The 21,000-nt window shown below is 43.1% G+C and carries 16 protein-coding genes; 3 read left to right on the top strand and 13 right to left on the bottom strand.

Features of this window, described 5'->3' with window-relative positions:
- Positions 1 to 4 precede the first annotated feature (4 nt).
- The 3 genes from OCU46_RS17355 to OCU46_RS17345 form a co-directional block, all read right to left on the bottom strand.
- Complete coding sequence (locus OCU46_RS17355) at positions 5 to 994, bottom strand: LacI family DNA-binding transcriptional regulator (protein WP_337972458.1); 990 nt, start codon at positions 992 to 994, stop codon at positions 5 to 7.
- A gap of 155 nt (positions 995 to 1,149) precedes the next feature.
- Positions 1,150 to 4,530, bottom strand: a complete 3,381-nt coding sequence (locus OCU46_RS17350) for a GH36-type glycosyl hydrolase domain-containing protein (protein WP_208733544.1) — start codon at positions 4,528 to 4,530, stop codon at positions 1,150 to 1,152.
- A gap of 35 nt (positions 4,531 to 4,565) precedes the next feature.
- Positions 4,566 to 5,684, bottom strand: coding sequence for an ABC transporter ATP-binding protein (locus OCU46_RS17345; protein WP_141271588.1), 1,119 nt, complete (start codon positions 5,682 to 5,684; stop codon positions 4,566 to 4,568).
- Between the two features lie 507 nt (positions 5,685 to 6,191).
- Here OCU46_RS17345 and OCU46_RS17340 point away from each other — a divergent pair.
- On the top strand, positions 6,192 to 7,142 hold the full coding sequence (locus OCU46_RS17340; protein ID WP_141271589.1) for a hypothetical protein: 951 nt from the start codon (positions 6,192 to 6,194) through the stop codon (positions 7,140 to 7,142).
- A 274-nt stretch (positions 7,143 to 7,416) separates the two neighbouring features.
- Here OCU46_RS17340 and glpD read toward each other — a convergent pair whose 3' ends face one another.
- The 8 genes from glpD to OCU46_RS20225 all read right to left on the bottom strand — a co-directional run bounded on the left by glpD (position 7,417) and on the right by OCU46_RS20225 (position 15,001).
- Positions 7,417 to 8,910: a glycerol-3-phosphate dehydrogenase gene (gene glpD / locus OCU46_RS17335; protein ID WP_141271590.1), complete on the bottom strand. Its 1,494-nt coding sequence runs from the start codon at positions 8,908 to 8,910 to the stop codon at positions 7,417 to 7,419.
- A gap of 46 nt (positions 8,911 to 8,956) precedes the next feature.
- Positions 8,957 to 9,772 (bottom strand): phosphodiesterase, encoded by an 816-nt coding sequence (locus tag OCU46_RS17330; RefSeq protein WP_141271591.1) that lies wholly within the window; start codon positions 9,770 to 9,772, stop codon positions 8,957 to 8,959.
- A 3-nt stretch (positions 9,773 to 9,775) separates the two neighbouring features.
- A complete protein-coding gene (locus OCU46_RS17325; protein ID WP_141271659.1) occupies positions 9,776 to 10,849 on the bottom strand; it encodes an ABC transporter ATP-binding protein in 1,074 nt (357 codons plus the stop codon).
- Positions 10,850 to 10,860: 11 nt separating this feature from the next.
- Positions 10,861 to 11,649, bottom strand: a complete 789-nt coding sequence (locus OCU46_RS17320) for an ABC transporter permease (protein ID WP_141271592.1) — start codon at positions 11,647 to 11,649, stop codon at positions 10,861 to 10,863.
- A 2-nt stretch (positions 11,650 to 11,651) separates the two neighbouring features.
- A complete protein-coding gene (locus OCU46_RS17315; protein ID WP_141271593.1) occupies positions 11,652 to 12,464 on the bottom strand; it encodes an ABC transporter permease in 813 nt (270 codons plus the stop codon).
- 50 nt (positions 12,465 to 12,514) lie between these two features.
- Positions 12,515 to 13,534 (bottom strand): ABC transporter substrate-binding protein, encoded by a 1,020-nt coding sequence (locus OCU46_RS17310; RefSeq protein WP_141271594.1) that lies wholly within the window; start codon positions 13,532 to 13,534, stop codon positions 12,515 to 12,517.
- Between the two features lie 2 nt (positions 13,535 to 13,536).
- Positions 13,537 to 14,565 carry a substrate-binding domain-containing protein gene (locus tag OCU46_RS17305; protein WP_141271595.1) on the bottom strand — a complete coding sequence of 343 codons (1,029 nt, stop codon included), beginning with the start codon at positions 14,563 to 14,565 and terminating at the stop codon, positions 13,537 to 13,539.
- 355 nt (positions 14,566 to 14,920) lie between these two features.
- Complete coding sequence (locus tag OCU46_RS20225; RefSeq protein ID WP_338155905.1) at positions 14,921 to 15,001, bottom strand: hypothetical protein; 81 nt, start codon at positions 14,999 to 15,001, stop codon at positions 14,921 to 14,923.
- A 523-nt stretch (positions 15,002 to 15,524) separates the two neighbouring features.
- Here OCU46_RS20225 and mtnN point away from each other — a divergent pair.
- Together mtnN and OCU46_RS17295 are read left to right on the top strand one after the other, a co-directional pair.
- Positions 15,525 to 16,250: a 5'-methylthioadenosine/S-adenosylhomocysteine nucleosidase gene (mtnN, locus tag OCU46_RS17300; RefSeq protein WP_337972457.1), complete on the top strand. Its 726-nt coding sequence runs from the start codon at positions 15,525 to 15,527 to the stop codon at positions 16,248 to 16,250.
- A gap of 42 nt (positions 16,251 to 16,292) precedes the next feature.
- Entirely contained in the window at positions 16,293 to 17,561 is a 1,269-nt protein-coding gene (locus tag OCU46_RS17295) for a NupC/NupG family nucleoside CNT transporter (RefSeq protein ID WP_141271597.1), read from the top strand.
- Between the two features lie 242 nt (positions 17,562 to 17,803).
- On the opposite strand, the gene OCU46_RS17290 is transcribed toward OCU46_RS17295, so the two are convergent.
- Both OCU46_RS17290 and OCU46_RS17285 read right to left on the bottom strand, forming a co-directional pair.
- Positions 17,804 to 19,372, bottom strand: a complete 1,569-nt coding sequence (locus OCU46_RS17290) for a polysaccharide lyase 6 family protein (RefSeq protein WP_141271598.1) — start codon at positions 19,370 to 19,372, stop codon at positions 17,804 to 17,806.
- A gap of 545 nt (positions 19,373 to 19,917) precedes the next feature.
- A complete protein-coding gene (locus OCU46_RS17285; RefSeq protein WP_141271599.1) occupies positions 19,918 to 20,961 on the bottom strand; it encodes a DUF1254 domain-containing protein in 1,044 nt (347 codons plus the stop codon).
- Positions 20,962 to 21,000: the final 39 nt, after the last annotated feature.

Below are 21,000 nucleotides of genomic sequence, written 5' to 3'. Positions count from 1 at the left end.
ACCTTTACAAGGTTTCCCTTGTGATCAGCTTGGTCGGTAGCATAGTGAGTTCTTCAGGCTGATTGCCTTGCAGTGCGTCAAATAGCCTTTGTGCAGCCAATTGACCCATTTCGGACTTTTGATGAGAAACTGTTGTCAGCCTAGGCATGATAAGCTCAGCCATTCTAATGTCATCAAACCCAACAATCTTTAGCTGCTCAGGAACCTTAATCCCAAATTCATTTGCAGCGCGTAAAATACCTATAGCCATCTCGTCATTCGCAGAAAAGATTGCGCTCGGTGCTTCACCCGTTTGTAGGATTTCTTTCATCTGCTGATAGGCAGTGTTCTCAGTAAAGTCTGAAGAAATCAGTAACTTACTATCGAAACCAATGTTGTAATATCCTAATGCTGCGATATAGCCGTCTAGGCGCTTTTGATTGTCATAGGAATCCTGAGGACCACCAAAAAAGTGCACTTTTTTGCTACCCGAAGCAATTAGAGCTTTGGTTGCTGCGAACGCTCCGCCGAAGTTATCGATTAGAATGGTATATATGTTAGGAGCGGCAATCTCACGGTCTAACACCACCAGCGGTAGCTGGTCACTGGCGATAGACTTTAGAAACTCGTCATCAAACGTACTGGTTAGGATGATAGCGCCATCCACCATTTGATCACGCAGATACTTATAAGCCGTAGAGTTAGTTTCGCCATAAAGGCTACACGCGACTAAGTCATACCCTTGTTGGTGAACAATATGCTCGATGCCTTTGACCAGCTCACTATATATCGGACCAAACCAAGAGTTGAAAAACACTCCTATACACTTGGTTTTCTTCTGTTTCAGTAACTTGGCGTTGCTGTTCGCAACATAATTCATTTCTTTTGCTACTGTAAGTACACGCTGTCTGGTTTCTTCACTGATGCGATCACTGCCGTTGATTGCATAAGAGACGGTTGATATCGAAACACTGGCCTTTTTTGCCACGTCTTTGATGGTCACCTTCACTTGCATCTCCTTAGATTATCGCCAGTTTCCTGGCCTTATTGGTGGTTTCATTAGAGAAAACCGTTTATTGAAACGATTCTATCAATTTCACAAATAAAGCCAATAGAAACCATGTGATAGCTCATCATCGAATTGTGTCAATGAGCTACCACTCGCATTTACTACAGTTTAATCAATAACTTATTATCGTTATCCGTGAGTTGTTTTTTCAGCCACTCAGCCGAAACGCGGGCTCCACCGGTTCGATAACGGTTTGGTTCAAGGCTAAATGGCGCCTCAATACCGTTAACAGCGATAGATTTAGGGGTATGCTCTCCCTGTGAAGTCGTAATTGTGATTTCAACAGGCTTACCGAACAGATTGAAGTTCAGGCATACATCACCCACATTTCGGTCAATTACTGGGTCAAGAATCAGATCTTGTTTCAAGAAACGTAAACCCAAAACACTGTGGATGATCTGATTAATATAAATACCTGGGCCACTTGAGTAGATACGCCATCCACCCTTCACTTCCACTTCGCCGTTCATTACCTTATCCATAGAGGCATAAGCTTGGTATCTATCGTTAAAGCGAGCATCGGAGCTTGAGAAATAGGCGTTAGATTGACGCACTGCAGCGTTCGCAACCGTACTTTGGATACCCATAGGCACAATTTTGAACAGGTTCTCGAACACTGATTTCGCATCACCTAGCTTACACAATGCTTCAATGAAGCGGATGTGTGCATGGCAGTACTGGAGACCCACCTCACGACCTAGGTTTGCAGCCAACTCAGCACGTTTGAAGTAGGTTTGCTCTCCAGCTTTGTACTCCGCCATCCTATCCATCAGGCGTACACCATCCGGGTAAACCAGTTTGTCTTGTATAACCGCCATATGGCTCTTGGCCATCTCAGAACTGAAAGTCTCCGCGATAATAGAGCGACTTGCTGGCAACAAGCGGTGCTTTATGCCCGTTTTCTTATCCGATGGATGCAGAAGGTATTCGATCTCTTCTACTTCACCTTTATCATCACGAGCGAAGTGAATAAAGCCAGCAATGGTTTCGTCTTTAATCAGATACTTCTGATAGTCGGCATGCATGTTGTCAAACAACTCGGCCAGTTTGCTGGAGAAAGTCGCGTACTCTCGATGCCCCTCAAGAGCGGTGATCATGGTTTGCAGTGCTTGCAGTGTAAGAGGAATAGTCCATCCACTTACCATGTTCTCTCGCAAGGACTGGTTTGCCGGTTGCAGGGTGTCATCCCAATCACCGTCGCCATAGCATGACAAGAAGGTTCCCGGAACTAGGTTGTCTTCGATGTGTTTGATCTGACGCTCAACGTGTGCGAACAGGGTTGTTGTTTCCTCTGTAAAACCAAACTCTTTGTCAATGCTAGTGAATGGGACTTGGGTCTCAAGGATATCTACATTTGAGGTGGTATTGATGTAATCCGCTAGCGCCTTAAGTGGCCACACAACGATATCACCATGAGCCTCTTCTTGTTGAATGGACGCATAGTTATCGAACATAAACCATTGTGGCCAGGTACCCGTTTCAATGTATTGGTGACTATAAATAGTCTCTAGTAACTGCTCTACCTTGTCGTACTCTTGCATTGCCATGAAGAATTCGAACGGACCCTGTGATACATCTCGAGTACCCCAAGCCGCGCCAGAATATTGCTCTAGGCCATGCGGTGTGCTGTAGTGAACCAGAGCATTGTGAGTAAACCACTGCATCATATCGTTGAGCTTTTGGCTGCTATCTTCATCGTTGGAAAGCTTAATACTAAACTGCTTGATGAGCGCATCTTGGTTGACTTGGTACAAGCCTTTCTCGATGGCAAAATCTAGCGTAATGTCACGAGTATCAGCACCATTTAGTGTGCCACCAAAAGTAATGCTCGCCTTGTCAGTTAAAGTGCCTTTAAGCATCAGGAACTGAGCTGAGCCAGTCTCAGAATCTTGGATTAGTTCAGCTTCAGCTAGGTTTGAGCTCGGGTTAATAACAAAGCTCAGACCTTCGCTCTTGTTAGCAATCAATGAATCATTACCAGATACGACAAAGGTGTTGTGATCGCGACTAACCTTAACCTCGGACTCATTCTCATTGTTACCAAATACAAGCTGATGGGATATCTGGATATCCAGTGCCTTGTCTAAGCCCTTGGTCTCGATGTCTATTTGAACAGCTGGTTCTTCGGCTGAAGAGAAGCTAGTTACCAAGATAAAGCCGTTTTGATACTTATAAACCCAGCGAGAAAAGTTCAGTCCCACTTCATAAGCGGATGGCATACCAAGAACCGCATAACCCGCTTCTTGTTTCACCCAAATACGCTGACCCGTATGTTTGAATTGGTTTAAGCTATTTCGATTCACACCTAGGAGCTTGTTGAAAGAGGTGTTACCTAGGGTAAGCTGGGAGTTAAAGATACCGAAGATATGGTGAGTAGAGCTCATGATTGCCTGTTGGCAATCTTGGTTATTACCCGAAGAGATAACATGACCGGTTGCTCGCTCAAGGTGCTTCTCTTTTTCTTGAAGCGTCACGTAGTGGTTGTCACCGTAGAAGAAAGAAAGCAGTTCTTGCTCACGATTCTCTTCAAAGCGTCGCTCACTTGGCTCACAGAAAAACTCATTAACTTCAATTGCTGTGAGTGACTCACCAACAATGACGTTGTCTTTAAATAGCTCGCTGTCAAATAGCTCTACCTGACGTTCAACGTCCCACGCAGTGTTTACTAGAGCATTGGCAATGTCACTAATAGGTTTAGCTAACTTAACATTAGATTTAGGACAATCCATTTCGATCATCCCGTAGAAAGCCGTCGCCTCACTTTCACCGTTGGTCAACGAAACAGCTTCTGTTTGTAGGGCAATATAAGCCATTTCATATTGATACTTTTCACTGCAAAGGGTTGGCTGCTGCAGTGCAGGGATAACCTGATCAACCTTGTATTGATTACCAAAGAACTGATAACCATCGGTACTGTACGCGATAACTTTAGACATGGAACCCAATTGAATCATAGGGTTACCACTGCTTTGTGGTAGATTCTGACGGCTGCAAACCGTATAGCCGGTATCGTCCGCATTGAATACTTGGTGATCAAGATACTGACAGCAATAGGCTTCATTAGTCTTAACTGCGCCAGTATCCGCAAGAGCCATATCTTGACCATAGACAAGGTCATAGGTCATCTCAGTGCGAGCAGAGACTTCAACTTGATAGAAATAGGTATTTGTTAACTCGGCAACCGATGCAATAACGGTAGCAGTCCACTTATCTGTAGTGGTTTTCCAGCCGATACGATTCCCAGAAAGCTCGAAGGTCTCGATGTCAGCATTTGAGAACAGAAGTGGAGTCACCTCAAAGCGACCATCGTTATGTTCACGTAGAAAAATATTAGAAATTGCGTTTTGAGTCGTGGGCGTCTCAAACTGAGAGACCATTAAATTACCTACTCTGATAGCGTGTAGGGTGTTGTTGGCATTGAATTCTAGGGCTAAAGAGCCGTTGCCAATCTTCTTAGTATGAGTTGGTGCGTTGAACAACATTGCGATTACATCTCCAAAAAGGCACAACTTCAAGATTACTTGTTGTAGAAAATATTAAATTCAGTGCTTTCGTCGAACAGATGACACTTAGCCATGTTCAACTTGAGGTGACAGGTTTCACCTGCAGAAAGGGGCGTTTCATGATTGATTAATTTACAAACTAAGCTGCAACCATTCACTTGGGTGTGTAGGAATTTCTCAGAGCCAAGCTCCTCTACTGCCATGATAGTGACTTCGATTGCCTCTTTGTCTGACGCCTCCGCTAGCTCAAGATGTTCAGGGCGAATACCGAGATAAACCGATTTATCCTCCCAGAGTGATGCTTGTGTTTGCTTGCTTTGCGGTAAGTTAAGAGAGAGATCTGCAATAGACACCGACATGTTGTCACTTGCCTTTACAAGTGTCCCCGGAAGCATATTCATTGCTGGTGAGCCAATAAACTCAGCAACAAACTTGTTCTTAGGGTTGTGATACACCTCCATTGGAGTATCTACCTGCATCAAGCGCCCTTTGTTCATAATACAAACACGATCGCCCATGGTCATCGCTTCCACTTGATCGTGTGTAACATAGATCATGGTGGCTGGATTGCCTGCTTGTTTGAGCTGTTGATGTAGTTTGCTGATACGCAAACGCATAGAAACTCGCAATTTAGCATCTAGGTTGGAAAGAGGCTCGTCGAACAAAAATACCTCAGGCTTGCGAACCATAGCTCGCCCTAGCGCAACTCGTTGACGTTGACCGCCAGACATCTGCTTTGGTTTTCTAGCCAGAAGGTCAGTGATCTCTAGGAGTTCTGCCGCTTCTGAGACACGCTGTTCAATTTCAGCTTTTGGCCTCTTTGCTGTCTCAAGACCAAAGGCCATATTTTCATAAGCGGTCATATGTGGATAAAGCGCATAGTTTTGAAAAACCATCGCAATACCTCGGTCTTTAGGCGCAACGTCATTACACAGCTGCTCACCAATAGACAAACCACCGTCCGATACACTCTCTAACCCTGCGACCATGCGCAGCATTGTAGATTTAGCACAGCCTGATGGCCCTACTAAAACCATAAACTCCCCATCTTCGATATCTAGATTGATATCGTGAAGAGCATGAAATCCATTTTCATATACCTTATTAATTTCCTGCAGTTTGACACTTGCCATGTCTGCTTCCTCTATGAGTAGAAACGTTTCAACAAAGATAACCTGAAAATTGCTTTGGTCAACCGTACTAAGCCTCGTTCTGAGTAAAAGCGTGATGTAGGTCGCTACTCAATTTCATTCATACAACTTATACATTAACCTGCTATCGAGCCCTTATTGTACAAGGGCTGACAAAGCTTCTACCAGTAAAGTTCCCAAACTGGTAAAAACACTAATAAGCATAAAAATCATGAGGTTACGCAGAGAAGAAACAAATTGTTTCGATTTCAATTTTGTGACATTGCTCAAAATAGATCTTTACGCACTACCAGAAACCGCTCATAACAAACAAATTAAACTCAATCATTTCAATAACTTAATATTAAAATGCGTGAATTGCTCATTTTTTGTTTCTGAAGTGAGTCACACTTTTACTACAACCATTTGAATTATGAATGTATAGATCGGAGTATCTTTATCGAAACGTTTCAAATCCAACTATCCAAATAACAACAATAGTGGTTCAAAATGACTAAAAAATACGCACCATTTTTACTCTCTGGCCTTCTTGTCTCTGCTGGAACATTTGCAAACGTGGAAGAAAATCAAGGGGCCCACGGAATGCTACTTGCCAACTTAAGCACCGTGGACAGTATGCAGGATCAGTACGACTATGAAACTCAGATCGAACGCATCGAAAATAGAGACATTCCGACTCGCACTCGCGCCCTGACGGGTATTGAATATGAGAACATCAACCCTGATGGACAAGGGAATATTGAATATCTTCACTACATCTACGCCGATGGATTCACACGAGTGACTGATTACTTCAGCATGGGCTACGTATTAAAAGAAATTCACTTCAAGGACGACGGCAACTCTGTAGGCCAAGCTAACTACACCGAACTTATTCCAGCCTTCTTCTTCCCTATCAGCGAAAACATTCGCGGTAACCTATTTATGGGGTATGAGAAAGTGATCGGTAACGGCTACGGCTGGAACTATGACAAATATAAATTCAAGCCTGGGCTAGACTTTGATCTTGGAAACCACTTCTTACATGTGAATGTAGAACTAGGTTATGAAGACAATCATGGAGATAACGGCGCATTCTTCGAAACTGAACCGCTTTACCTCTACAACCTGACTGACAGTATCAACCTTGGTGCAAAAGTGCTTTATGTAGATGTGGATAACGACTGGAACTATCGCGAGTTTGCAGTGAAGCCACTAGTGCAGTTCAACTTCGACAATGGTAACTACCTAGAGCTTCGCTATGAGAACGGTTGGCTAGAAGGCGCAGCTGGTCAAATGAAGCACGATTACAATATCTATGCTCTGTATACCGAGCTACCAATTAACGATACCTTCTCAATACTGGCTGACATTCAATACAAGATGCTAGAAACCAGTAAAGGCAATGCGCCTGACCAAGATATCTTCTTCTCTAAAGTAGGTATTGTCTGGAAATTCTAGACCTAACATCAAAATCAAGACCAAGCCCTTAGGCTTGGTCTCATCACTCTTGCTATTCGTATTCTTTCAAGCAGCAATTTGATGGTTTTATTTCGCTCTAGTGTAAAAAAGATAAGCACCTAACATCGACCTCACCTAAAATTCACATATAGCGCCATTCAACTCTATAATCTATTGATAATATTGGGTAGGTTAATGATGGCTCAATCTCTTAATCGCATTCCGTTTGCTATCTGACACTGTCATAGACAAGACAAAATAATCCTATGCAACATCAATGAATATAGCTATCTAAATAGTCTTGGACAGCTTTGGTTTCTTCAAGTGTATAGCCTAACCCCAACTTAGTTCGCCTTTTTAAGATATCCTGTGGTTGATACGCTTGTTCTATTTCAACCAGATAGCGTATTTCTGCCTCGAATAGGCTTGGAGCGATCTGGTTACCAAGCTCACTTTCACAAGTGACACCTTGAAGAACATTGTGAATATCGCACCCAAATTGATTCAAGTATCGCTTTGCAAGCGCACTTGATAGCCACGGATATTGTTTCTCCACCTGTTGGCTAAGCTGCTCAAAAGATTCGAAATCTCCTCCCGGCAGTACACTCGTTGCCGTCCATTTGTCATCCATATTAGTAAAGTGAGGCTTAAGCTTATCTAATGCAGCTTCAGCAAGCTTTCTGTATGTGGTTAACTTGCCACCAAACACTGATAGTAACGGGGGGATATCGGTCTCACATTCTAGCTCAAGGGTATAATCGCGTGTAATTGCTTGAGGAGAAGAAGATTCATCTTCACACAGAGGTCGTACTCCTGCATAGCTGGACACTATGTTTTGTTTACAGATCCCTTTCACGAAGTGTTGATTCACAATATCAATTAGGTAGTCGGTCTCTTCCTGGCTAATCTCACATTCTCGGGGATCTCCTTTATATTCAACATCCGTTGTGCCGACTAAAGAGTATTTATCAAGATAGGGAATGACGAAAACTATCCGCATATCTTTGTTTTGTAGAATATAAGCCTGCTCATCACTATGAATTCTAGGCACAATAATGTGAGAACCTTTGACTAAGCGAATACTGCGTGGTGACTCACGCTGCATTTGCCCTTTGATAAAAGATTCAACCCAGGGGCCAGCAGCATTCACAAGTGAACGAGCATAATAGTTAGTGCTTTTACCGCTGCGCTTATCTAACACGGTGACGCGCCATAAACCATCAACTTGCTGGGTACTAGTCACTTCTGAGTAATTGTAGGTCAGTGCGCCACGTCGCTGAGCATCCAGTATATTAGCTATGACCAATCTCGCATCATCAACCCAACAATCGGAGTATTCAAAGCCTTTTTTGATTGCGTCTACAAACATCCCGCTTTGTGAAAGGTTAACCGTACGAGTGCCCGGTAAAGTGTTGCGGCTAGCCAGTATATCGTACAGAAACAATCCTGAACGAATCATCCATGCAGGGCGAAGAAAAGGTCTATGAGGCAAGCGAAAACGCATTGGTTTAGTTATATGAGGCGCTTTATTGAGAATCACCTCGCGTTCAGCTAGAGCTTCAGAAACCAGCCTAAATTCGTAGTGTTCAAGATAGCGCAAGCCGCCGTGTATAAGTTTGGAGCTAGTGCTTGAAGTCGCACTTGCAAAGTCATTGGCTTCAAACAGTGCCACCTGCAAACCGCGACCAGCAGCATCGGCTGCTATGCCAGCCCCATTGATTCCACCACCTACGATGATCATATCGAAAGTTTCATTTATATTTGTCATTGTATTTTCCGCATTGGGTTTAACCAAGTGACTGCGCCGCAGCAGGCTAGTCGATTAAGTTGCCTTGAGCATTAAAGAAAGGGTACGGCCCTTCACTGTCACTAATGTAGCTAATGTGTGACACCACCGAATCCCCTTCAAATTTGAGAAGTTGAATCGCGTTCGGCTCAAGTGAAAAAGATGAAGGCGCATTTTTATCCAAATCTAAAGTTACAGAGTGGCTATGAGATGGCCCTACCCAAACTGGCAGTGAGTTCCACAATGCCGTAATCGGTCTGTGTAAATGCCCTGCAATCATCCCTCGGATATTACTAAATCTGCTCAGCACAGAAGATAACTCATCAGCGTTTTGTAAGTTTTGCACATCCATGTGACCTAGCCCCACCGTCATCGGCGGGTGATGTAAGAACAGTAAAGCAGGCTTACATTGATGCTGTTCAAGGGTCTCTTCTAGCCATAACAACGTCTCTGCAGATAAGCGGCCATATGGCTTTCCTATCACTGAACTGTCAAGCCCGATTAGTACCTGTTCCTCATAGCTCACGGCAAAATTACAAAACTCTGGGTGGTCGAAATCAACAAGCTCTTTTAGCCCCTTACGCAAATTGTCTCGATGGTCGTGATTACCTGGAACGATCAACATCGGCATCTCTACTTTCAGCAGTTCTTGCTTGATTACTTGATACTCTTCAGGTGTACCAAAATCGCCTAGATCTCCTGTGATCACCAGATAATCAGGCCTTGGTTTAAGGCGGTTAAGATGGCTAACCGCCTTACGTAAACAGTCAAGTGTGTCTACACGACGATAAGCTTTCTTACCGCCCTTTTTAATATGTAAATCTGTTAGCTGTGCAATCAACATGACTTATTTCTTTAGTGGAATTAGGCGAGAAGGGTCAAATGATAACGTCACTACTTGCCCCGCTTTATAATCGACGCGCTCGAAGCAATCGACCATGATTTGTGTATTGTTAACTACACCTGCGAGCATGACTCGCGATCTATCACCAAGGAAAACAGTGCTTGCCACAGTCCCAGTTAATGTACTTTCTTCACTGGTGATTTCCGTAAGCTTAATATCTTCCGGCCTTAGCATAACGTTAAGCGTTGTATTGCCATCAACGATAGTGCTGGGTAAATGTAGGCTTTTACCTGTATCGAGACGCAAGACATCATCATCAACTTGGCCTTCAAATCGGTTCATTTGCCCGATAAAATCTGCCACAAAGCTGCTGTTCGGTTGTAAATAGATCTCTTTCGCTGAGCCAATTTGAGCAATCTCACCATGATCGAGAACCGCAATACGGTCTCCCATCGCCATTGCTTCCTCTTGATCGTGCGTAACATAAACCGCGGTAATGCCTAAGTTTTTCAATAAAGTTCGAATATCCCCTCTTAAGCGTTGCTTCAGCAACGCATCCAGTGCGGATAGTGGCTCATCAAGCAAGAGAACATCTGGTTCGGTAATGATTGCACGCGCTAGTGCTACCCTTTGACGCTGGCCACCAGACAATTGGTGCACGCCTCGGCTTGCATACTTCTCTAAATCAAACATCATCAGCATTTCTTTCAACTTTTTCTCGCGAACCGCTGAATCAATACCTCGAACCTTAAGACCATAGGTGATGTTTTCACTTACGTTCATGTTAGGAAATAGCGCATATGACTGAAACACCATTCCGACTTTACGCTGCTCAATAGGTTGCGCAGTGACATCTCTGTCACCAAATAATATCTGGCCACCATTTTCATCAGCAAACTCCAATCCCGCAATCAGGCGCAGAGTCGTGGTTTTACCGCAGCCGGAAGGACCGAGCAAAACTAAAATCTCACCTTCTTCAATCACAAGGTCAGTTGGCTTAAGTGCTAAAGTGCCGTCATCAAACGTCTTGGTAATATTGTTGAGCGTAATTTCTACGCCATTTTCTTGTTTTAACATCATGTGAGTTCTTAGCTATTGGTTACTGGCTTTCTGTTGAGCAGCTGCGCAAGCACCAACAGGGGTAAAATAAGACAAAGGAAAATAAGTGTGTAAGCAGAGCTAATTTCCAAACGCATTGATGCGTAAGAGTCCGCCAGCCCTACTGGGAGTGTTTTCGTTAATGGAGTATGCAGCATCCAAGTTAGGTTAAACTCCCCAATCGATAAAGTCAGTGTCATTAACATACCTGTGACTATGCCCGCTTTGCAGTTAGGTACGATAACGTGGAAGAATCGTTGCCAGAAACTGGCGCCAAGACTTGCAGCCCCTTCTTCAAGCACCGAAAAGTTAATGCTCTGAAGGATCGCTAGCACCGACTTCATCATAAATGGCAAGGTAAAGATGACGTGACCTACTAGAATAAACATCCAACTTGATCGGAAATCGCTATAACCACCGTAAGCGAGAATCAAACCTAAAGAGATCGCCATACCTGGAATTGCGATAGGCAGCGTTAGAATTTCATCTAACAACGAAGCCCAGCGACTTTTGCTTTTTGCTAAAACATACGCACACGGAACCCCTACTAAAACATTAATAATAGTTGTCGCCACGGCGATTTTTAGCGTGAGCCAAATGGTATTGGAGTACAGAGTCCAAACTTGCTCTACCCAGCGGAAAGTAAAGCCACTTTTCATCCCAACAAAGTAATTGTTCGTCAATCCAGCCACCACAGACATGATCACTGGCACAATTAAGAATGCACAAACAAGCAGTGTGAACAACAGTTGTGCAAAAAAGTATTTGTCTTTCTTCATGATTAACCTCCCATCGCAACGGCAGAGTTACCTTGCCTTTTGGCCAGAGCCAAACACACCCAAGTAACGAAGCCAAGGATCAAACTCAATGCAGCTGCCATAGCGAAATTCGCATTCAGGGTAAACTCGGTATAGATGGTCATCGGCAATACGTTGATGTTGGTTGCAAGTGTAAAAGCAGTACCAAAAGCCCCCATCGACGTCGCAAAACAGATGGAACCAGATGAAATTAACCCTGGTTTAAGTGCAGGTAAGGTTACATCTTTAAAGATTTGCCAACGATTAGCACCTAAGGAGCGCCCCGCTTCGAGCAAGTTATGATCAAGCTTTTCTGCCGCTCCCATCACAGTTAGTACAACTCGTGGAATAGAGAAGTAGAGGTAACCAAGAAATAGACCCGCGATAGAGTATGCAAACATCCAACGTTCCCCGGCTAACAACAGCCCAGCGTGAGCAAATAGACCCTGACGACCCGAAAGCATGATGACAAAAAAACCTATAACAACGCCCGGAAATGCAAGAGGAAAACTCAGCATAGCTACCAATAGCTCTTTTCCTTTGAACTCATAACGGGTCAGAAACAGACCGCTGACTGTTGCAATAGCAAGGCTAACCACGGTGACTAACGCTGCGAGTGTCACTGTTGAAAACAAACTTTTTAAGTACACAGGTCGAGTCAAAATGTACAAGTAACTTTTCGCTCCACCGTCCACCAATGACACCTGAATCAACTGAACAACAGGCAACAAAAAGAAGGCACAACTAATGATTAATGCAGGCAGGGCCAGCAAAATGGAAAGATTATTATTTTTCATAAGAATTATGGGTGGGATAGACTCCCACCACCGAATTTAGACGATTGAGATTAGTTCACTTCACGTAGGTAGCGATCAGCGAATGTTGCTTGATTTGCAGACATAGCAGTAAAGTCTACTGCGCCAGCACGTTGATATTCCGTATCAGGCAAGAACTTGCTTTGTGTCTCTTCGTCCATTACACCTTCAATCACTGGACGTAAGTAGGCGTTGGCCCAAAGTTGTTGGCCTTGTTCAGAAAGAACGAAGTCGAGTATTTTCTCTCCATTTTCTGAGTTTGGTGAATTCTTCACCTTACTCATCACGTAAGGTATGGCAATGGTGCCTTCTTGAGGAATAACAAACTCGACGTTTGAAAAGTCATTGTACTTAGCTCGGTAAGCATTGAAGTCATAATCAAGAAGAATTGGGATTTCTCCTGAAATAACACGTGCGTACGATGTCTGTCTTGGCACAATTGGTCGGTTGGCCTTTAACTTCTTAAAGTATTCAATGGCTGGCGTAAAGTCATTAATATCGCCCCCCATAGCTTGGTTAACAGCGACCGCACTGGCATAACCCACAAATGCACTAGTCGGATCAAGGTACCCTACCATGCCTCGGTATTCTGGTTTTAGCAGATCGTTCCAGCTTTGTGGTACGTCTGCACCATCAAGCGCATCAACGTTAACAAAGAAACCAATCGTACCAGAGTGAATAGCAAACCAGTTACCTTCAGGATCTTTCATTCCTTCAGGAATTTTATTCCAGTTGGCAGGTTTGAATGGCTCAACAACTTCTTGGTTTTTCGCGTTAATGCCAAATGAGACACCGTAATACACCACATCCGCAACTGGGTTGTTTTTCTCAGCCACTAGCTGAGAAAGGGATTGACCAGAGTTTTTGTTATCCATCGGCACTCGAATACCCAGTTCTTTATTGATCAACTGAAGTTGCCCACCCCAATTAGCCCATTCTGGAGGGCAGTTGTAGCAGATCGCATCTGATGCTTGAATCTGGAACGAGGCAAAAGCTAGACCAACCAGCATTCCTGCTGCTTTAGTTAATTTTGAACGTGTTTTAACAGCCATTTTTATTCTCCGATAAGTGCCTGTTCATTAAAGCGTGATTTTGGGGCTGCACCGAGTGAGCCGTTCATTTGAAGTTCGTATTCCATCGCTAGGCTGGTAGCTAATTTTGAGCCTGCTTTGGCATTAAATAATATGTCTACGGCGACTTGCCCCATTCTTAAGTGGGGAACTGAAACCGTGGCAAGACCTGGGGTGATTAATTGGGCTAAGCTCATTCCATCAAACCCTATAATAGAGACATCGCTTGGGACGTTGAGCTCAAGCTCTCGAGCTGCGTTTATTGCTTTTAATGCAAGTAAATCGTTACTACAAAACCATGCAGTTGGAGCATCATCTGCTGTCATTACTTGGGTTTCTTGCTTACCAAATGAATCGAGTTTATTTTGGTCAACCTCAAGTAAGTCACTTAATTGAATGCCTTGCTCTACCAATCCATCCCTAAACCCTTGATAACGCTTTTTCGCTCGATCCGACGACTGAAATGAACCTGTTATCATGCCAACTTTTTGATGCCCTAACTCAATTAGCTTTAATGCGACGTCACGCCCTGCTTGGTAGTTATCAACGTAAACGCAAGGCGCTTGAGTGGACTGATTGTGGACTAAGCAATAAGGAAAGTTGAAATCCTTCAGCACAGCCAAAGCCCTATTGTTTGCAGAATTGGCAACAGTCATAACAACACCCTCAACGCGTAACCTGATCAAGTCAGCAACAGCTTGCATTTCTTGTTCAGAGTTATATTGCGTGTCAATGACGATTGTTGAATACCCAAAATGTTGAGCTCTTCGTTGAATACCCGCTACAACTTCGGAAAATACAGGATTGAGAAGGCTTGATATCACGACCCCAATGGTAGGATTTTTACTCATCTCCACCTTTTTATCCTGTTTCGCAGCGTTGTAACCCGTGAGCGCAATAACGCGTTCGATTTTCTCGGCAGTGCCTTTCGCAACTGAAACTGGTTGGTTCAAATACCTAGACACAGTAGAGGGCGAAACCCCGGAAAGCGCAGCTACATCCTTGATGTTCATCTTTGTGTCCTTACCTGATTCGATGTGGGAGAGAGTAATGAAGGCGCATTACACTTTTATTAATGTAAATTTCAGTTTTAATGAAAAATACCTACCAATTTCACCAAGTTAACCGCCATTTAGTGAAAATTAAGTCATGAAACACTTTCGTTTCATGAATATCATGTGAATTAAATAGATTGTTCGGCCACCACAGAATTGTGACTAGAATCACATAAAAACAGATCGTTATTATCAAAGCAGAACAAAATTCAAAATGAAAAACACTATGAAGTGGGCTTAGGCGGCGAAGAAAACCGTCTAGTATGAGGCTAGCCATTCCATGTTTTACCTTCTGCTCGCTCTCTCTAGAAAATTAATCCATCAAAGTTAGCCATTTATATTCGCCAAGCGGTGCTTCTATTTTCTTGATAAAGCCTAAAATGTTGGTATACAAATCGAGAGCTTTCTCTTGGTCGTCAACAGGAACGCTCGTTACGTGAATTTTCTTTGAAAATAGCCTATGACGTTTGGAATAAGCCAATAATAGTCAAAGCGATTTGGAAAAATTTATTCTAGATTGCTTTTATCTAACTTTTCACACTTGCTGAATAGGTCGGAGAACTATCTGAGTATTGATAGCCTTCACTAAAGCCCAAATAACTATCAAGATAGGCTGAAATATCCCGAGTTACATCTAGTTACCTTTACTCGAGATCACTGGTGTTTGGGTTCCTGTCTATACCCTTAAATATTCTGGGCATTTATGTCTATGAATACTCTGCATGTTTTTCGATGATCACAACTAGCTTCAATTAAACATGGGTAGGTTTAAGCTCTTATGCAGCAATATAAGCGCATTGAAGCAAACGATTGCAACTGGTAGACTCCGCGCTCTTTTTCATTGAACAGTTTTACCTATGCAAAATAATCAAGTGTTAACACATTCAAAGGGCCAGCCTATTCTTGTGCAAGGAGCCATGGATGTTGAAACAGAGGCTCTCATTGCCTCTTTAGATAACCCGATTAAAACCACCATCGCTTCATGGACGTTTTGGCAAGGTGAATATTTTAACTACCCTGTTGTTGTCTCTCGTACTGAGATTGGACTTGCGAATGCTGCTGCCGCAACAACACTAGCAATCGAGCACTTCAAACCAGCCTGCATTATTAACCAAGGTACAGCCGGAGGGCACGATCCAGAACTTTATCGTGGCGATATTGTTGTTGGTGAACGTAGCTTCAATATGGCGGCGCTTAAGTCACAGTTCACTGATAAAGGAAAAGGAATGCATCCTCAAACGTGGAAACGCCTTGGTTATCCAATGCACCTAAGAGAGGATGACAAAGTCGTTGAACACGAGCAGTTTTTTGCGACCCCTGAACTTGTAACACTCGCACTAGAGCAAGCTGGGCATTACTCACAAGGTAAGGTGGTTAAGGGTGTTATTGGTACCGCTGATGAGTGGAACCGTGAGTTGGATAGAATCAACTGGTACCACGAGACATTTGGTACCTCAGTAGAAGAGATGGAAACATCCGCTGTTGCCCTAGTTGCACACGCTTATAAAGTCCCTTTCTTGGGTGTTCGAGTTCTATCAAATACCGACCAACACGAGCAAGATTTTGAGCCTCGCACCGCTATTGATTGCCAGAACTATACCCTAGTCGTCATTGAGGCACTTATCAAAAACGTACTTTCTTAATCGAATATACATTCTCCTTTAAAGATTCTTTCGGAACACAAGATGCACATTTTTATTAGTTTTATCGGCATTTTTGCGCTGCTATTTATTGCTTACTTAGTATCAGAAAATCGCAAAGCCATTAATTTCCGTACTGTTGGTTACGCATTTCTAATCCAATTTATTCTGGGTGGAATTGTTCTTTATTCATCGTTTGGTCAGGCAATCATCCTATCTCTAGCCAATGGCTTTTCAGCCGTTATTGGTTATAGCAATGAAGGGATCAGCTTCCTGTTCGGTGGTCTTGTTAGTGACAAGATGTATGAGCTATTCGGTGGCGGTGGTTTTGTCGTCGCATTCAAGATTCTACCGGTCATCGTTTTCTTCGCGGCGCTTTCGTCCATTCTTTACCACTTGGGCATTATGCAGTTTGTGGTTAAGTGGGTGGGTGGCTTCTTGCAGAAACTGCTTAGAACCAGTAAAGCAGAATCAATGTCGGCAAGTGCTAACATCTTCCTTGGCGTGACTGAAGCTCCTCTTCTTATCAAGCCTTATATGCCAAAAATGACTCGCTCTGAGCTGTTCGCTGTAATGTGTGGTGGCTTGGCTTCAATTGCCGGCACTATGCTAGTGAGCTATGCACAGCTTGGGGTTAAGATGGAATACCTTCTAGCCGCTTCATTTATGGCTGCGCCGGGTGGATTACTTTTCGCTAAGCTTCTTATCCCAGAGACAGAAACATTCAGCGATGAAGATTTAAAAGAAAGCGAAGAAACCAAAGCCTCAAATATCATCGATGCTGCGACCCAAGGTACACTAAGTGGCCTTTACCTCGCATTCGCTGTTGGCGCAATGCTACTCACTTTTGTCAGCTTGGTTGCCATGTTAAATGGCATGCTAGGTGGTGTTGGCGGTTGGTTTGGTTTCGAAAACCTTAGCCTTGAGCTTATCCTTGGTTACATCTTTGCGCCAATTGCATGGCTTATGGGTGTTTCATGGGACGAAGCTATGCTTGCTGGCTCATTCATTGGACAAAAGATTGTGGTAAACGAGTTCTTCGCGTACATCAATCTAGCTCCATACCTGTCTGGTGATGCTATTGTTGCAGCCACGGGCCTGCCAATGACTGAGAAAACTCAGGTAATCATATCGTTTGCACTGTGTGGCTTTGCCAATATTGGTACGGTAGCGATCGCAATCGGCGGTATTGGGGGCATGATCCCAGAACGTCGCGAGCAAATTGCTTCTCTAGGCGCCAAAGCTCTGCTAGCGGGTATCATGTCAAACCTAATGGGAGCGACAATCGCCGGTATTTTCATCAGCCTTACCTAAAGTAAGACTTCCTTAAATAAACAATAAAAAGGGTAATGGCATACTCAATGCGCCATTACCCTTTTTTGTATCTTCACTCAGCAAAAGTCTTTGTAGATTTTTGCCTCAACTTGATTGCTATCAGTGTAGTTAAAGCCGAGACATTTTATTGCTATATCTAGATTTATACAGTGAAAAATGAAGACGGGTTATTCACTTTAAAGTGAATAACCCGTCTTAAAATTAATAGCTATATAACGCTATTATTTGAATACGATGCTAGAACCAACCATGTCTTCAGTTAATACTGTTAGGTTAGATGCACCCACAGTACCCACCGCTTTGATTAGGCCTTGCTCATCTCTTTCCATTGCTGGCTTTTCAGTTGAGATCCCTTCTGGCATTGGCTCAAGTCCTTGGATTTGACCGTAGAAGATGTTGTTAACATATTCAGATCCAACCATTTGGAATTTTTCACCGTCAAACTGTCTGAATGCGTTTGTACCTTCATTTGCTGCAATCGATAGGTTGTTTTCAAATACCGTATCAACTGCTGGGAAGATAGTTTCTACACGAGCATCATCAGTTAAGCTCACTCGGTGAATTGCGTTGCTCGCAAAGATGCCTTGCGTGTTATTGACTAGGGTATTGTTCTTAACAATCACGTCTTTAGGCGTCCACTGCTTTTGTAGTGTCTTACCTTCAGTAGAGTCCTTAGTTAGCACTTCGCCATTAGCAACATCGATAATACCTGTGTTTAGAACAAGTGCGCCTCGGTAGGTGCCTTTACCTAGAGTACCCTCAATGTAGTTATTCTCAATTAGATGGTTCTCATCGTAGATTCTGATGCCGCCAGAGTTCGCCGTGTCACCCGGCAAGATAACGTTGTTGGTGACAACGTTGTTGTGGCCGTGTCTTAAAGAAATCATTGAAGTACTATTCTTGATAGTATTTCCATCAAATGTGATGCCACTTGCCTTAACTGAAATCAGTTCAATTTCACCAGAGCCGTTTTTACCAACGTAGCCACTGATGTTGTCGAAGTAGTTATTTCTTACAACACTTTGAGAGTCAAATAGTGAGTTGTGGCTATCGCCAACTCGGATTGCTTGTCGGTCGTTACGGTTTGTTCTCACCATTTTAGGGTCAGAATTTTCGATCAACTCGATATCCAAAGCAGTTAAGTCTTTGAAGATATTACCTTCAATCAATGTTTTCTCTAGCTTGTCAGAAGTCGCAACTACAAGCATAGCGCCACGCTTGTACTTACCTTCAAACGTATTGTTGGTGATTTTATTGTTCTCGCCACCAACAGTTACCCAACGGATGTTAGGGTACTTGCCTTTTTCATCTGCAACGTATTCGTAGTCATTGAATTTGTAAATCACAGAGTTGTTTAGAGTGTTGTTTTTGCCGAAGATCCCAAAAACACCCATGATGTTAGCATCATGACTTTCTTTGCTTAATGTCGCGCCACCATCGGTGAATACCAAGCTTTCAATCAGGTTGTCATTACCCTTGATCACAAACTGAGTCGAACCATTAAAGATTACAGAGCCAGGTTTTTCAGCTTTGATAGTTACGTTATTTGCAGTCAGAGTAACACTACCTAGGTCTGCATAACGACCCGGCTTAATGCTGATGGTATCGCCATCTTGAGCATTAATAATGCTTTCTCGTAGCTCTAAAACCTCTTGCATTGAAGCGATAGCAACGCCTTGGTCTACCATGATAAATGTTGGTTGAGTAACTAGCTCTGTGCTTCCTTGATTAGAAGAACAACCAGCTAACAGTAATGAACCGGCAATTAATAGAAGTGGTGACTTTTTCATAAGTGTCTCTTTAAAAGGGTGTTTCGGTTGAGCAGCAGGTTAGCAACTTGCATCATATCTAGAAAGTCTCTTTGGCCTAGTAATGCCGACTCAAACCAACTTTGTTTACCAATTTGTGGACACCTTCAAATAATTTAATAATACAATTAAACACAAATCGAAATATGCTTGAAAAAGACAGGACATCGCGTTAACTGTATTCTGTGCCAACCGTAGAGAACAACAAGGAAACCACAGTAAATTATTGTTTTAATTTGATTTATCTAGGTAAACCCATTGGTAGATAAGCCTAGATCGCTTTCATAGAAGTGAATGTTCAGTGAGGTGATGCATAGTTAAAACAATAATAAAACCCCTCAAATTTGAGTTAATTGTAATATTTTATTTCTTTGAGTTGATGACTTAATCGATAGGCTAGTATGACGAACCGCTTGGCCAGGTTCCTATATCATGTCGCTAGACAGTAAAGTGAGGACAGTAAATGCTAGCATCAAAAAAGGCCTGAATAATCAGGCCTTCTCATCAGCAAATTTAGATAGTTGTGGCTATTTTACCGGAGCGATACCTTTACTCGGGTCAATGCCCTTATACAGGAACTCGGTCGTTGGTGCATAGTGACGCACTAGCACGTTCCATTTTTGGCCTTCCTTCAAGCCGTCCAAAGGAATATTGTTCGCACCGTATTTTTCTTCATCACATCCAAAGTACACTGTGTAAGTACCATCTGCATTTGGTTGTGCTACACCACTGTTAGCGCTCGCATCATCATTGAACATGAAGCCGTCTTCGTTATACACAGTAAATGACCAGAAGCCTCTGTTTTTAGGATCTTCAAATGTCACTGAGTGACACTGAGTAGATTCAAAGTTAGGCGAGTATTGATAGATATTATCTTTGAACGTCGCCCCGCCCCATCCGTAAGCTGCACCTTGGATGCGTTTTTCTGCGGTAGTGTATTCACCCGTACCAAACATCTTCTCTGAGTCAGCTACGCCTTCAACAGCGATCTCTGTCAAAATATCTTTCTTCACTGGCTCAAGTTTGGCTGCAAGAGTTGGCAAGTCGTAGCCACCGAAAATTGGGTAGTCATCTTTTGAGCCCGCTTTGATAACTAGCTTGTCTTGTAGCTTATTTAGCTCTGCGATCTCTTGCTTATCACTAATGTTTGGAAGATAAGCGCGAACAACCACGAACATGAACTTTGTCGAATCTGGCACTTCTAGCGTTTCATCGCCCTTAGTGTAAACCATGTCAAAGGTTTGGTGGTTTTCATCAGTAAACTGCACCATTACAAAGCGATCACCAAAGTCAGGTAGTGTCAGTGTCGCGCCTTTTTCCGTATCAATGACCGCTGTAGAGTAGATAGTGTCACGGTTCATACGCACGATTGGCTGGTCTTCAGTCAATGGCGGAGTACGGAAGTGTCTCCAGCTATTCACGCCATCTGTCGCTTTTGCTTCAGTTACCGCAAAATACTTAGAGGTTTCAGCTTGAATATAATTGTCTCGACTAATATTTACTTCCGCAGATGCAATATTTGACATGCCTAAGATACTTACCGCAATTGGTGCTAGTAGAAACTTTTTCATCTATTCAATACCTCAATTCTTTCTAAGTAAAATGCAACC

Source organism: Vibrio comitans, assembly GCA_024346835.1.
GTDB lineage: Bacteria > Pseudomonadota > Gammaproteobacteria > Enterobacterales > Vibrionaceae > Vibrio > Vibrio comitans.
This window is presented reverse-complemented; position numbering and strand designations above follow the sequence as displayed.

Coding starts and splice junctions, on each gene's coding strand:
- OCU46_RS17295 (WP_141271597.1), top strand. CDS start 16,293: ATGCACATTTTTATTAGTTTTATCGGCATTTTTGCGCTGCTATTTATT.
- OCU46_RS17315 (WP_141271593.1), bottom strand. CDS start 12,464: ATGAAAAATAATAATCTTTCCATTTTGCTGGCCCTGCCTGCATTAATC.
- OCU46_RS17290 (WP_141271598.1), bottom strand. CDS start 19,372: ATGAAAAAGTCACCACTTCTATTAATTGCCGGTTCATTACTGTTAGCT.
- OCU46_RS17350 (WP_208733544.1), bottom strand. CDS start 4,530: ATGTTGTTCAACGCACCAACTCATACTAAGAAGATTGGCAACGGCTCT.
- OCU46_RS17340 (WP_141271589.1), top strand. CDS start 6,192: ATGACTAAAAAATACGCACCATTTTTACTCTCTGGCCTTCTTGTCTCT.
- OCU46_RS17310 (WP_141271594.1), bottom strand. CDS start 13,534: ATGGCTGTTAAAACACGTTCAAAATTAACTAAAGCAGCAGGAATGCTG.
- OCU46_RS17285 (WP_141271599.1), bottom strand. CDS start 20,961: ATGAAAAAGTTTCTACTAGCACCAATTGCGGTAAGTATCTTAGGCATG.
- mtnN (WP_337972457.1), top strand. CDS start 15,525: ATGGATGTTGAAACAGAGGCTCTCATTGCCTCTTTAGATAACCCGATT.
- OCU46_RS17345 (WP_141271588.1), bottom strand. CDS start 5,684: ATGGCAAGTGTCAAACTGCAGGAAATTAATAAGGTATATGAAAATGGA.
- OCU46_RS17320 (WP_141271592.1), bottom strand. CDS start 11,649: ATGAAGAAAGACAAATACTTTTTTGCACAACTGTTGTTCACACTGCTT.
- OCU46_RS17355 (WP_337972458.1), bottom strand. CDS start 994: ATGCAAGTGAAGGTGACCATCAAAGACGTGGCAAAAAAGGCCAGTGTT.
- OCU46_RS17325 (WP_141271659.1), bottom strand. CDS start 10,849: ATGTTAAAACAAGAAAATGGCGTAGAAATTACGCTCAACAATATTACC.
- OCU46_RS17305 (WP_141271595.1), bottom strand. CDS start 14,565: ATGAACATCAAGGATGTAGCTGCGCTTTCCGGGGTTTCGCCCTCTACT.
- glpD (WP_141271590.1), bottom strand. CDS start 8,910: ATGACAAATATAAATGAAACTTTCGATATGATCATCGTAGGTGGTGGA.
- OCU46_RS17330 (WP_141271591.1), bottom strand. CDS start 9,772: ATGTTGATTGCACAGCTAACAGATTTACATATTAAAAAGGGCGGTAAG.